Origin of the sequence: Streptomyces sp. NPDC056600, from assembly GCF_042792855.1 — a bacterium.
Taxonomy (GTDB): domain Bacteria; phylum Actinomycetota; class Actinomycetes; order Streptomycetales; family Streptomycetaceae; genus Streptomyces.
The window spans coordinates 21504-35229 of sequence record NZ_JBHTVQ010000068.1; the positions used below are offsets into that span (position 1 = coordinate 21504).

Below are 13726 nucleotides of genomic sequence, written 5' to 3' on the forward strand. Positions count from 1 at the left end.
GACGTTACCCAAGAGCAACCCGTCCGTGCAGCTCAGGGCAGAGCTTCACGTCACGCACACGTCCCACCGCGATGCGCACACGACCCCTCCGCGCCGCACACCGGCCTCACGCGGCACGCGGGAGCGCCGCGGCGCCGGCCGCGGTCACCCGGGTCGCACCGAAGTACTTGGGGGTGTCCACCGGGTCGAAGCGGATCACGGCACCGGTGTACGGCGCGTCGATCATGTAGCCGCCGCCAACATAGATGCCTACGTGATCGATTGCCCGAGAATCAGTGGGGTCGTCCGAAAAGAATACGAGATCGCCCGGAAGAAGTTCATCCCGCGACGGATGCGGCCCGGCGTTGTACTGATCGTTCGCCACCCGCGGCAGGTCGATCCCCACGCTCGCGTAGGCGGCCTTCGTCAGCCCGGAGCAGTCGAACCGGCCGCCCTGGTCGGCGGTGCCGTTGCCGCCCCACAGGTAGGGCGTACCCAGCTTGTCCTGCGCGTACATGATGGCCGAGGCCGCCTGCCGGCTCGGCTCCAGCCGCGTCTTCGGCCGGGCGAACGACTTTTCCAGCGCCCGGATCCGCTTCACGTAGTTCTGCGTCTCCGTGATGGCCGGCACACCACCCGACCGGATCACCCGGTACGCCCCCGCGTTGTACGCCGCCAGCATGTTGTTCGTCCGGTCGCCCGGCACGTCCTCGACGTAGGTGGCCAGTTCGCAGTCGTAGGAGGCGGCCGACGGGATGGCGTCCTTCGGGTCCCAGATGTCCCGGTCGCCGTCCCGGTCGCCGTCGATGCCGTGGGTGGCCCAGGTGCTCGGGATGAACTGCGCGATCCCCCGCGCGTCGGCGTGGCTCACCACGTCCGCGTCCCAGCCGCTCTCCTGGTACAGCTGGGCGGCCAGCAGGGCGGGGTTGATTTCCGGACAGAGATTCCCCCAGGTACGCACCAGCTCCGTGTACGCCGCAGGGACGGATCCCTCGGCGACGTCCACCGCGCCCTGCGCCGCGCCGCGCACCAGGTTGCCGGCGACGACGTACACGCCGACGACCAGCACCAGCACGAAGCACATGACGGTCCCCAGGACCGCCCCTCCGGTCAGCCACGCCTTTCGCACGACCACAGCCCTCCCCCACACGGTGACCCCGCCGGCGCCTGGCCGGCCCTTCTCCTCCGCACGGCCGTCCCCCGCCTACTCCGGAACGGTGAAGCCGTCGCAGGCGATGCCCGCGTACTTCTTGGGACTCTGCACGTGGACGAACCGGACCGTCCAGTCCCCCGGGTCGTCCTCCAGCGGCAACGCCCCGCTGTGCCTCTTCCCGTCGACGTAGAGGCCGAAGTCGTCGGGGTAGGTGAAATCGACGCCCTCGGACGCGTACAGGTCGACGGGCTCGCTGGTGAACCCCAGGCCCAGGTTCTGGCTGAGGCCGATCCCGCTCTCCTCGGCCTCGGCGGCCGGGATGTCGTGCGGGGGCTTCACGACGGCGGCCACGTAGTAGGTGTCGCCCGGACCCGCCTCGTCGTAGCCGAGCCGCATGCCGATCCTGGCCTTCCCCGAGGCGATGTCCGAGGCCTCGGAGGGCGCTCCGTACTGGAAGTGCTGGTTCTGCTCCTCAGGGGGCAGGTTGCACCGCCCGCCCGACCAGGCGTCGGCGGGGTCGGCCGACCACCACTCCCGGTTGGGACCGGTGGCCTCGATGTACCGCGGCGGCTGCGGACTCCCGTCGTTCCCCTTCGCCGGGGAGGCGGACGCCCCGCGGGTCGGTCCGGCGGTACCCGCCGCCCGCTCCTTGCGGTCGTCGCCGTCCTCCCCGCCGTCCGGCAGGGCCAGCAGCACGCCCCCCGTCACCGCCGCGGCCAGGGCGACCGCGCCCGCCACCGTCCAGGCGCGCCGCCTTCGCGGCTCTCCGGCCGGCCGGGCCGGCTGCGTGGGCGTCCAGCCGTCGGCCGTGGGCAGGTCGTACGGGGCGACGGGCGGCGCGAAGGCCGGCACGGGCGGCGTCGCCGCCACCGGGACCTCCGGGGCGTGGCCGCAGGCGGCGGCAGACGGCGGCGCGGGCACGGGGACCGGCCCGGTGCCGGCGGTGAGGGCCGCGTAGTGGGCGTCCCCCACCAGCGCGCCGGCCACCGCGCACCGCTCGATCACCCGCTCCAGGCCCGGCCGCGCCGCCGGGTCCTTGGCGACGCAGTCCCGCACCAGCCGCGCGAGGTCCTCCTCGACGCCCTCGAGGTCGATCTCCTCGTACACCGCCCGGAAGGCGACCCCCGCCGCGGACCCGGACCCGAAGGGCGGACGCCCGGTGGCCGCGTAGGCGACCGTGGCGCCGAGGGCGAACACGTCGGCGGCCGGGCCCACCTCGTTGTGCAGCAGCACCTCCGGGGCGGTGAAGCCCGGGGTCCCGGGGCCGGACGCCCCGGTCTCGGTGACCGCGGTCTGCTCCACCCCGCGCGCGATGCCGAAGTCGATGAGCTGCGGCCCCCGCCGGGACAGGATCACGTTCTGCGGCTTGAGGTCCCGGTGGGTCACCCCGCAGGCGTGCACCGCCGCCAGCCCCTCGGCCAGCGCGGCGAACAGGCCCCGGCAGGTCCGCCCGGGCAGCGGCCCGCGCGCGGCCACCGCCGCGGCGAGGGTCGGTCCCTCGACGTACTCGGTCGCCAGCCAGTACGGGGCCTCGTCCAGGGAGGCGTCGATCAGGTTGGCCGTGTAGGCGCTGCGCACCGCGCGGGCGGTGTCGACCTCGCGACGGAAGCGCGGGAGCGCCTCGGGGTGCTCGGTGATCCCGTCCCGGATGACCTTCAGCGCGACCAGGCGTCCTCCCGGGGACCTCCCCAGGTACACCTGGCCCATGCCGCCCGCCCCCAGCCGCGCCTGGAGGACGTAACGGCCAAGCACCGTCGGGTCGTTCGCCTTCAACGCGTCCACGGCAAAGACAGTGCCACAGACCGCGGCGGAATGCGGAGGGGACGGCCGTCCCGCCGGACGCGACGCCACGCGCCCCGCCCGCGCTCCCCTGCCACCGTCCGAACGCCCCCGCGCCACCGAGGTGTCCGGAACCGCGCCCTGCCCGCGGCCGGGATCCACGGCGACCGGTCCGGGCCGGATCGTTGCCCGACGCGACCCGCCGTGATACACAGAGTGATAATACGACTACTGACGACTACTGCGTGTCAGCTCGGGGTGGCACCGGCCCTGCCCGCCCACCCCGGCACCACGACAGCCGCACAAATCCAGCCATACAAAGACGTCAAGTCGACATGACAGCTCGTCATCGTCGGCGACAATGAGGCCTGTCCTCCGCAACCCGCGGAGGGGACGCTGAATCACCCAACAGGGGCGGTGAGTTACATGCTTCTTGCAGCCGACGAGGGAGACATCACCACCATCATCGGCGGGATCGCTCCGGACTGGGGCCCCTTCGGCACCCTGGGCAACGAGGCCAAGGTGATGATCGAAGTGGTCATGGCCATCGCGATCCTGCTCTGTCTCGGCATCGCCATCTGGGGCGCCGCCAAGCAACGCATCGGTGCCACGGCGCTGCGCGACACCTTCAGCGCGGAACAGGGCAAGGGCCTCATCATCGCCGGCCTCACCGGCGTCTTCATCATCGGCTCGCTCGGCACGCTGTTCACGATCGTGTACGGCATGGCCGTCTAGCCGGGCCCGGACCACCCCGCGCACGGCACCCCGTCCAGTCCCGGCCGGAGCGCCCCCGGATGCTTCCGAGACCCCTACATGTCCGCTGTCCCACCGGCTGAGGATGCGTCACCCTGATGTCCAGTCACCACACCGCGCCCGCGCGGGGTCCAGGAGGGCTACCGTCGTACCTTGGCACGTTCCGGTACGACGAACTCCCGTACGGCGAGACCGAAGGGGCGAACGGCGCATGAGTCTCGGGGACGACTACGGCGACGGTCAGACGCGCACGCGCATGCCCGAACGCAGTGGCGTGCCGCCGCGCGGGGGGCGCGGAACGGGTGGCGGCCGGCCCTCGCGGGGCCTGGTGACGGGCGTGGGCGTCATCGTCCTGCTCATCGCCGCGATCGCCTTCGCGAACCGTGACGGCGACGACACCCCCGCCGCCGACAAGTCCTCCGCCGCGGCCCCCACCGCCCCCACGGGCGAGCGCCCCGTCGCCTCCGGCTTCGCCCACGACGAACAGGGCGCCCAGAGCGCGGCGGCGAACTACGCGGTGACGCTGGTTTCGCCGGAGATCCTCAGGCCCGCCGAGCGCGGCAAGATCGTCCAGCGGTTGTTCGTGGCCGAGAAACAGGAAACGCTCGCCGCGAAGTTCGACAAGGCGTACAACGCCGAGTTCCTGCGTCAGGTGGGCCTGGACGAGAACGGGAACAACGCTGCCGGGCAGACCTACGTCTCGCGCACCGTGCCTGTGGGAACCAAGGTGACCGAGTACCAGGAAGCCACAGCCATCGTCGAAGTGTGGTGCACCGGCGTGTTCGGTACAGCGGGCGATTCCTCGGTCAATCCGGTGACCAACGACTGGTTCACCATGACTCTCGGCCTGCGTTGGGTGGACGGTGACTGGAAGGTCGAGAGCTTCGACCAGAAGGACGGGCCGGCTCCGGTCAACTCCGATAACAAGGTCGCCACCGCCGAGGACATCTCCAAGGCCGTGGAGGAATTCGGAGGCTTCACCTATGCCCGGTAGCACGCGTCGCCTCCTCACGCTCACAGGAGTCACGGCAGCCCTCCACCTGGCGGTGGCCCGTGCCGTGGCCGCGCCGTCACCTCCGGCAGAGGACAACTGCGACCTGATCGTCGGCCCCGCCAAGAACTACTGCGAACGCGGCGGGAGCGACAGCGGCGGTGGCGGCGGCGTGGACGCGAACAGCATCCCCGGCGACCCCACCACCGCCCTCGACCCCCTCGCCAGCCTGGCCAAAGGCTTCGCCGACGCCGCCGCCTGGACCGTCACCAAGCTGAGCGAGCTGGTCGAGGAGACGGCCACCGTCGACTTCACCAACCCGCAGTTCATCAAGCAGTACGCCGTCGTGTTCGCCGCCTCGACCGTCCTGACCCTGGTCCTGTGGCTGCTCGCCGTGGCCAAGCGCGCCGTCCGCGGCGTCCCGCTGTCCACCGCGCTCGGCGAGGCCGTCGGCTTCCTCTGGCTGACCGTGCTCGCCAGCGCGTTCACCCCGCTGATCCTCTACACCGTCGTGTCCGCCACCGACGGCGTCACCGACGTCCTCGCGGGCGCCACCGGGGACGACACGACCGCCTTCTTCGGCACCTTCTCCGAGGCGCTGAAGAAGGGCGACGACATGGGCGGCGGCCCGATCATGCTGATCCTGGTGTCGCTGATCTCCATCGTCGCCGCCGGCGTCCTCTACCTGGAGCTCTACCTGCGCGCCGTGCTGCTGTACGTCGGCGCGCTGCTCGGTGTCGTCGTCTACTCGGGCCTGGTCGACAAGAACCTGTGGGGTCACGTCCGCCGCTGGGCCGGGATCATGATCGCCGTCATCCTGGTGAAGCCGGTCATCGTGATCGTCCTCGGGCTGGCGGGCGCGCTGGCCGGCGACGACGGCCCCGACGAGCTGGCCGCGATCGTCTCCGGCCTGGCCATCATCCTGCTGGCCATCTTCGCCAGCGCGATGATCTACCGCTTCGTCCCCGGCTTCGGCGACGAGATCGCCAACGGCCGCAACAACCGCCTGATGCAGGGCGCCGAGAGCAAGGCCGCCGCGGTCATCAGCTCCCCGGCCACCCTGGTCGCCCAGGGCATCAAGACGCACTCCACCCGCGCCGACAGCGGCGGGGGCGGCGGTGCGAGCACCCCGCGCCCCGCCAACCCGGTCTCCGGCGGCGTCGCCGCCCACGGCGCCCGCGGCGGCGCCCCGGCCACCCCCGCTCCCCGCCCGGCGAGCCCCGCGGCCCCGGCGGGCAGCCCCCACGCCTCTGACAGCCGCACCCACCGCACAGGAGGTGAAGGGCGTTGACGACCCACCCGCAGGTGTCCCACCCGGTCACGCCCCGCCGTACGTATCTGATCGGCCGCGCCCGCCCGAACGCGATCATCGGCCGCAACCGGGAGACCGGCGAGATCGCCCTGATCGTCGTCGGCGCGTTCCTCGGCATGATGTGCGGCCTGCTGGTCCCCGTGCTCTCCGCGCGGATCGTCCTGCTGACCGGCTTCCCCATGCTGTCGATCGCCGCGGTGTACGTGCCGTACAAGGGCCGCACCTTCTACAAGTGGTTCGAGATCAACCGCAGCTACAAGCGCACGGTCCGCGGCCCCAACGCCGTCTACCGCTCCGACGCCATGGAAGCCGGCACCCGGCTCGACGGCCGCCAGGTCGAGGTCGGCCCGCCGCCCGGCATCGGCCGCATCACCTGGCTGTCCGCCCCCTTCGGCCCCGACGAGATCGCCGTCCTGCTGCACGCCGACCGGCGCACCGTCACCGCCGCCATCGAGATCGAGGGCCCCGGCGTGGGCCTGCGCGACAGCGAGGACCAGGAGGCGCTGGTCGACCGCTTCGGCACCCTGCTGAAGCACGTCGCCAACGGGGACGGCTTCGTCACCCGCATCCAGATGCTCGCCCGCACGCTGCCCGCCGACCCCGACGCGCACGCCAAGGACGTCGCGCTGCGCGGCGACGAACGCTCGCCGATGTGGCTGCGCCGCTCCTACGACCAGCTCCAGTCCATGGTGTCCACCAGCAGCGAGCAGCACCGCGCCTACCTGGTGGCCTGCATGCAGCACAGCCGCGAACTGGCCGCCGAGGCGCACGCCATGGCCCGCGCCGCCCGCCGCGGCGGCGGCCGCAGGCTGGACAAGGACGCCGGGCTCGCGGTCGTGATGGCCAGGGAGCTCACCGACATCTGCTCGCGCCTCCAGGAGGCCGACATCCGGGTCCGCCAGCCGCTCGGCCAGGCCCGCCTGTCGTCGCTGATCCACTCCATGTACGACCCGGACCACCCCATCGACCACATCCAGGCGATGTCCCGGCGCAACGCCTGGCCGGCCGAACTGGACGCCCGGGAGCCGAACTACCTCCAGGCCAAGACCCGCGAGTCGTCCACCCGCGACCCCTGGTGCCACGCCACCGCCTGGGTCAAGGAGTGGCCGATGACCCCGGTCGGCGTCAACTTCCTCGCCCCGCTCCTGGTCCACACCCCCGACGTCATCCGCACGGTCGCCGTCACCATGGACCTGGAGCCCACCGAGGTCGCCATCGAGCGGATGCTGACCGAGAAGACCAACGACGACGCCGAGGCCAGCCGCGCCGCCAAGATGAACCGCACGGTCGACCCGCGCGACATGGCGGCCAACTCCCGCCTCGACCAGCGCGGCGAGGACCTGGCGAGCGGCGCCGCGGGCGTCAACCTGGTCGGCTACATCACCGTCTCCTCCCGCAACCCCGAAGCGCTCGCCCGGGACAAGCGGACCATCCGCGCGTCGGCCGGCAAGTCCTACCTCAAGCTCGAGTGGTGCGACCGCGAGCACCACCGCGCCTTCGTCAACACGCTCCCGTTCGCGACCGGAATCCGAAGGTAGGGGCTGATGCTCTGATGAGGGACCCGCTGACCGTCCTCACGGAAGCCTTCACGTCGTTCCTGTTCGGGAAGGTCGAGTCGACCCGGCTGCCGGTGCGCACCTCCACCGGCCAGGCGCAGGCCGTGTACCTGCCCACCGCCGCACCCGGACTCGGCGACTCCGGTGTGATCATCGGCCGCGAGGTCTACTCCGGCAAGGGCTACATCTACGACCCGTTCCAGCTGTACGGCCAGCAGCTGCCCGCCCCGCACTGGCTGGTGCTGGGCGAGTCCGGCAACGGCAAGTCGGCGTTGGAGAAGACCTACGTCCTGCGCCAGCTCCGCTTCCGCGACCGCCAGGTCGTCGTCCTGGACGCCCAGGGCGAGGACGGCGTCGGCGAGTGGAACCTGGTCGCCCAGGAACTGGGCATAACCCCCATCCGCCTGGACCCCACCGCCGCCCTCGACCACGGCATCCGCCTCAACCCGCTCGACCCGGCGATCACCTCCACCGGCCAGCTGGCGCTGCTGCGCACCATCATCGAGGTGGCCATGGGCCACGGCCTCGACGAGCGCGCCGGCTTCGCCCTCAAGGTGGCGCACGCCTACGTCAACGCGACCATCGTGGACCGCCAGCCGGTCCTCACCGACATCGTCGAGCAGCTGCGCCACCCCAAGCCGGAGTCTGCGGAGGCGATGAACGTCGCCCTCGAGGACGTCCGCGCCTGGGGCCTGGACGTGGCCCTGGTCCTCGACCGGCTGGTCGACGGCGACCTGCGCGGCATGTTCGACGGCCCCACCACGGTCGGCATCGACCTGGACGCGCCGCTGATCGTCTTCGACCTCTCGCACATCGACCGCAACTCGATCGCCATGCCGATCCTGATGGCGATCGTCGGCGTGTGGCTGGAGCACACCTGGATCCGGCCGGACCGCAAGAAGCGCATCTTCCTCGTCGAAGAGGCCTGGCACATCATCAACAGCCCGTTCGTGGCGCAGCTCTTCCAGCGGCTGCTGAAGTTCGGCCGCCGCCTCGGCCTGTCCTTCGTCGCCGTGGTCCACCACCTGTCCGACGTGGTCGACGGCGCGGCCGCCAAGGAGGCCGCGGCGATCCTGAAGATGGCGTCCACCCGCACCATCTACGCCCAGAAGGCCGACGAGGCCCGCGCCACCGGACGCGTGCTGGGCCTGCCCCGCTGGGCGGTGGAGATCATCCCGACGCTGACGCCCGGCATCGCGGTGTGGGACGTCAACGGCAACGTCCAGGTGGTCAAGCACCTGGTGACCGAGAGCGAACGCCCGCTGGTCTTCACCGACCGCGCCATGACCGAGTCGGCCAGCGCCATGGCCGAGGAGGAGCTGTCCGAGGCCCTGCGCGCGGCGGAACTGGAAGCGGAGGAGAGGGCAACCGCCTTTATGCACCACCAGTACCCCGAGTCGAAGTCGTCGGTGGCCTGACCGTGCCGCCCGAGGACAAGCGCGCCCCGTCCGGGGGCCAGGGCGGGATCCCGGACGGGCTGCTGGTCGGCCTGCTCGCCTTCCTGCTCGGCCTCAACGTGCTGGTGTGGACGGCGACCGGCCTGGCCGCCCTGTTCACCCACGGCTCCTGGCCCACGGCGGTGGCCTTCACCCGCGCCCCGCTCGCCATACGGCACCTGGTCGCCGCCCCGCACGACCTCGCGGGCGCGTGGCCGGACGCGGCGCCGCAGGCGCTCTCCGGCTACGGGCTCTTCTGGGGGCTGTTCATCGGCGAACTGATGGCGCTGATCGTCCTCACCGTCTTCGTCCTGGGGACCGTGGCCCGCTGGAAGGCGGTCCGCGCCGCCCGGCGGGCCGGTCTGCCGCTCCCCGGACAGCAGGACCGCGCCTCCGCCGAGCCCGCGGCGAAGCCCGACCCCCGGCTTCCCGCCGCCTCCGTTCCGGGCGGGACGGCGCAGGCCGCGGGTGGTCCGGCGACGCAGCCGCCCCACGGACCCGGTCACCTGCCCGGGCACACCGAGCCCGGCCCGGCCGCGGGCGCGTCGGCCCCCGCCCAGCACGTCCCCCACCCGGCGCAGGGCCCCGCCGTGCACGGCGGGGCCACCGGAACCGGCGCCGCCCCCGCGTACGGCGCGGCCGGCGGGCCCGGGGCGCACCCCGCCGCGGGCACGGCCGGCCCTCCCGAGACCCACCGCACGACCGCGACGCCGTCGGTCGCAGCCGCAGCGCCCGGGGCGCACCCCGCCGGGGCGACGGCCGGCCCGCCGGGGAGCCACCCCGACGCCGTCCAGGCACCGCAGCAGACAGCGGTCGCACCCCCGCCCCCGGCCGTACCCACCCCCTTCGGCCCGCTGGTCTACGCGCCGCCCCAGGAGCGCCTCCCGCTTGCCGTGGAGGCCGTGCTGGAGGCCGAGGGACCCGTCGTGGTCGTCACGTCCGACCCGGCCCTCTGGGAGGCCACCAAGGACGCCCGGGCCAAGCTCGGACCCGTCCTGGTCCACGACGCCTCCCGCCTGTGCGACACCCCGGCCCGCCTCCACTGGTCGCCGCTGGCCGGCTGCCAGGACAAGGACACCGCGGCCGCCCGCGCCACCGCCCTGCTGGCCCCCGTGCGTCCCGCGGCCCGCCTGGACGCCGCCGTCGCCGACACCGCCGAGACGCTGCTGCGCTGCTACCTGCACGCCGCCGCCGTCGACGGCCGCGCCCTCCGGCACCTCCACCGCTGGGCCCAGGGCAACCAGGTCCAGGACGCCGTCCGCGCCCTGCGCACCCACCCGTCCGCCGTCTCCGGCACGGCCGGCGAGCTCGAGTCCGCGCTCACCTCGCACCCCGACCGCCGCGACATGGCGACCCAGCTGACGGCCCGTGCCCTCGCCTGCCTCGGAGCCGTCCACATCCGCGAGGCCTGCACCCCGAACCGGAACGATTCCCTGGTCCTGGATTCCTTCGTCCACGAAGCGGGCACGCTCTATGTGATCGGCGAATCCGTCGAGGACCCGAGGACCGACCCGGGAGCCATGCCGCTCCTGACGGCCCTCGCCTCCAGCGTGGTCGAGCGCGGCCGGCGCATGGCCGAACGGTCATCCTCCGGCCGCCTCGACCCACCAGTCACCCTGGTCCTCGACGACGTCGCCGCCGTGGCCCCGGTCCCCGGGCTCCCCGACCTCCTGTCCGCGGGTCCCGCCCTCGGCCTCCCGACCCTGGCGCTGCTCCGCTCCCGGGAGCAACTGCGCGCCCGCTGGCCGCACTCGAACCTCTGAACCCCAGGCCCGACCCTCAGTTCTCGCTCAAAACCCATGGCTTTCCCTCTCACGGGGTGCAACCGTGAGCCCCTGCCCACCGTCTCCGGGGGCAGAAGCGCAACATCGGTGAGGGGTGGGCGACATGGTCTGGTTCCTGGGCCTCGGATTCGCGGGACTCGTCGTCCTGACCGTCGCGCTCGTCTTCGACGGCCTCCTCGAAGGCCTCTTCCACGGCGTCGAGGCGCTCAACGGCTTCTTCGACGGCCTCATCTCGCTGCCTGTGGTCGCCGGTTTCGTCTCGATGCTCGGCTTCGCCGGAGCCATCGTCACCGGTACCACCGGCCTCGGCCCGGTCGCCGCGACCGCCTTCGCCCTTCCCGCCGCACTGCTCACCGCCTGGGGCGCCTACCGCGCCGCCCGGGCACTCATGAACGACGGCTCCGGCGCCGCCCCGCGTGAGGGGGACGTCGTGGGCGTCGCCGGAACCGTCGTCACCGCCATATCGGCGGACGGCTACGGCGAGGTCCTGGTGCGCCTCGCCGGACAGCCCGTCAAGCTCGCCGCCCGCGCCGACACCCCGCTGCCCCGCGGCACCGAGGTCTGGGTCGACCGGTCGCTCTCCAGCACCTCCGTCTCGGTACGCCCGGTCGAACGCTGACCGATCCGGCGCCACCGGGCCCGCCGAGACCGCCGCACCCACCGATCAACGACTTCACAACAGCGTCATTCCGTTCCCTGGGGGGAAGCCATGCCAAGCCCTGTCGTCATCGCGTCCGTCGGAGTGGTCGTACTCCTGTTCCTGCTGGGCCTGATCGTGGCCAGCCGCTACAAGGTGGCCGGCCCCAACGAGGCCTTCATCGTCACCGGCCGCCGCGGCAAGAAGTCCACCGACCCCGAGACCGGCGCCGTCTTCACCGACAACAGCGGCCAGAAGGTCGTGGTCGGCGGCGGCGTCTTCGTCGTGCCGTTCGTCCAGCAGCGCTTCAGCCTCGACCTGTCGTCCCGCCAGATCCCCGTGCACGTCCGCGGCGCGGTCACCCTGCGCGGCGTCAAGGCCAACCTGGACGGCGTCGCCATCGTCAAGGTCGGCGGCACCGAGGACGCCATCCGCGCCGCCGCCCAGCGCTTCCTCGGCCAGCAGGACGACATCGTCAGCTTCACCCAGGAGGTCCTCTCCGGCGCCCTGCGCGCCATCGTCGGCCGCATGTCGGTGGAGGACATCATCCGTGACCGCGCCGTCTTCGCCGGCCAGGTCGCCGAGGAGGCCGAGGCCAGCCTCTCCGGCCAGGGTCTGATCATCGACGCCTTCCAGATCCAGGACATCACCACCGAGGGCTCCTACCTGCAGGACCTCGGCCGTCCCGAGGCCGCCCGCGCCAAGCAGGAGGCCGACATCGCCGAGGCGATCGCCCGCCGCGCCGCCGAGCAGGCCCGCCTCAAGGCCGAGGAGGAGATCGCGATCGCGCAGCGGACCTACGCCCTCAAGCAGGCGGAGATCCAGGCCGAGACCGACGAGGCCAAGGCCCGCGCCGCCGCCTCCGGCCCGCTCGCCGAGGCGGCCCGCCAGCAGGAGATCCTCCAGGAGCAGGAGAAGGTCGCCGAGCGTCAGGCCGCCCTGACCGACCGCCAGCTCGACACCGAGGTCCGCAAGCCCGCCGACGCCAAGCGGTACGCCGCCGAGCAGGAGGCCGAGGCCAAGCGCGTCGCCCGCGTGAAGCAGGCCGAGGCCGAGCGCCTGGCCGGCATCGCCGCCGCCCAGGCCGAGGCCGAGCGGGCCCGGCTCACCGGTGAGGGCGAGAAGCAGCGCCGTAGCGCGCTCGCCGAGGCCGTCCGCCTCGAGGGCGAGGCCGAGGCCGCCGCGATCGGCGTCAAGGGCGCCGCGGAGGCCGACGCCATGGAGAAGAAGGCCGACGCCTACCGCCAGTACGGTGACGCGGCCATCCTGCAGATGCTGGTGGAGATCCTCCCCCAGGTCGTCGAGAAGGCCGCCGAGCCGATGAGCGCCATCGACAAGATGACCGTCATCTCCACCGACGGCGCCTCCCAGCTCTCCCGCACCGTCACCGACAACGTCGCCCAGGGCCTGGAGCTCCTGAGCTCCACCACCGGCGTGGACCTCCCGTCCCTCCTGAAGAACCTCACCCAGCGGAACGGCAGCGACAACCACACCCCCGCCGCCCCCACGAAGCGAAGCGTTCCCATCAGCGAGTAAGCGAGTAACCGTCGCCCGGGTACGACGAAGGGCCCTGGCACGCCCCTGGACATCATGGGGCGGGCCAGGGCCCTTCCGTCTTCCCGTGCCGGCATCGGTAGGGCTGCCCCCACGCCTTCGCGAGGACGAACTCCAGCTCCACGTCGTCGGCGCCCTTCGGCACCCGCACCCCGCTGGGCTCGAACCCGAGCCGCCGGTACGCACGGATCGCCCGCTCGTTGCGCTCGTGCACGTAGAGCCGCACCCGCTCGGCCCCGCGCTCGTACGCCCAGGCCACGGCCGCCTCGAACAGTTCCTCCACGAGGCCCGAACCGCGGTACTCCGGCCGAACGAACACCCCGACGACCTGGCCCTGCCGGCACGTGATCGGACGGCCCAGGAAGTCCTTCTCCCCCGCCTCCTCCATCAGCACCGTGGCCGAACCGGCCCAGACCCCCTGCTGTCCCGACACCTCGGCGACGAACTGCCGCACCGCGGTGCCTCCTGCGGCCGCGCCGGCTGTCCGCGCCTGATAGAACGCGTCGGGTTGAGCGGCGGCCGCCTCGTAGGTCTCCGCGTACGCCAGGTGCGCCACCGGATCCCGCAGGGCAGCCAGCCTCAGCGCCTTGTGCTCACGCCATTCGCCGGCGCGGATGACCCGTACAGCGGGTCGTCGTGTGTCGTCCATGCGACGACCCTAGGCACCGGCGTCGTGGTCGGACAGCGAAATAAATGCCCCGGAAATGCAGAAAGCCCCCGCACAATGTGCGGGGGCTTTCCCAATATTTGTTCGGCGGCGTCCTACTCTCCCACAGGGTCCCCCCTGCAGTA

The 13726-nt window shown here is 72.4% G+C and carries 11 protein-coding genes; 8 read left to right on the top strand and 3 right to left on the bottom strand.

The window, feature by feature from the left end; translation table 11 throughout:
- Positions 1–106: 106 nt before the first annotated feature.
- Positions 107–1108, bottom strand: coding sequence for an NlpC/P60 family protein (locus tag ACFRAV_RS26705; protein WP_382558904.1), 1002 nt, complete (start codon positions 1106–1108; stop codon positions 107–109).
- Positions 1109–1183: 75 nt separating this feature from the next.
- Positions 1184–2914: a serine/threonine-protein kinase gene (locus ACFRAV_RS26710; RefSeq protein WP_382558906.1), complete on the bottom strand. Its 1731-nt coding sequence runs from the start codon at positions 2912–2914 to the stop codon at positions 1184–1186.
- Positions 2915–3337: 423 nt separating this feature from the next.
- Between ACFRAV_RS26710 and ACFRAV_RS26715 the strand changes: the two genes are divergently transcribed.
- From ACFRAV_RS26715 to ACFRAV_RS26750, 8 genes are all read left to right on the top strand, one after another.
- A complete protein-coding gene (locus ACFRAV_RS26715) occupies positions 3338–3646 on the top strand; it encodes a hypothetical protein (RefSeq protein WP_351112815.1) in 309 nt (102 codons plus the stop codon).
- A gap of 229 nt (positions 3647–3875) precedes the next feature.
- Complete coding sequence (locus tag ACFRAV_RS26720; protein ID WP_382558909.1) at positions 3876–4658, top strand: hypothetical protein; 783 nt, start codon at positions 3876–3878, stop codon at positions 4656–4658.
- Entirely contained in the window at positions 4648–5946 is a 1299-nt protein-coding gene (locus tag ACFRAV_RS26725) for a hypothetical protein (RefSeq protein ID WP_382558911.1), read from the top strand. Before ACFRAV_RS26720 ends, ACFRAV_RS26725 begins: the two co-directional genes overlap by 11 nt.
- 14 nt (positions 5947–5960) lie before the next feature.
- Complete coding sequence (locus ACFRAV_RS26730) at positions 5961–7505, top strand: SCO6880 family protein (RefSeq protein ID WP_382558924.1); 1545 nt, start codon at positions 5961–5963, stop codon at positions 7503–7505.
- Positions 7506–7519: 14 nt separating this feature from the next.
- Complete coding sequence (locus ACFRAV_RS26735; protein WP_351112807.1) at positions 7520–8941, top strand: ATP-binding protein; 1422 nt, start codon at positions 7520–7522, stop codon at positions 8939–8941.
- Positions 8942–8943: 2 nt separating this feature from the next.
- Positions 8944–10722, top strand: coding sequence for a type VI secretion protein (locus ACFRAV_RS26740; protein WP_382558914.1), 1779 nt, complete (start codon positions 8944–8946; stop codon positions 10720–10722).
- 124 nt (positions 10723–10846) lie between these two features.
- On the top strand, positions 10847–11362 hold the full coding sequence (locus ACFRAV_RS26745; protein ID WP_382558916.1) for a hypothetical protein: 516 nt from the start codon (positions 10847–10849) through the stop codon (positions 11360–11362).
- Between the two features lie 90 nt (positions 11363–11452).
- Complete coding sequence (locus ACFRAV_RS26750; protein ID WP_382558918.1) at positions 11453–12916, top strand: flotillin family protein; 1464 nt, start codon at positions 11453–11455, stop codon at positions 12914–12916.
- A 52-nt stretch (positions 12917–12968) separates the two neighbouring features.
- Here ACFRAV_RS26750 and ACFRAV_RS26755 read toward each other — a convergent pair whose 3' ends face one another.
- Positions 12969–13583 (bottom strand): GNAT family N-acetyltransferase, encoded by a 615-nt coding sequence (locus tag ACFRAV_RS26755; RefSeq protein ID WP_382558920.1) that lies wholly within the window; start codon positions 13581–13583, stop codon positions 12969–12971.
- Between the last annotated feature and the right edge of the window lie 143 nt (positions 13584–13726).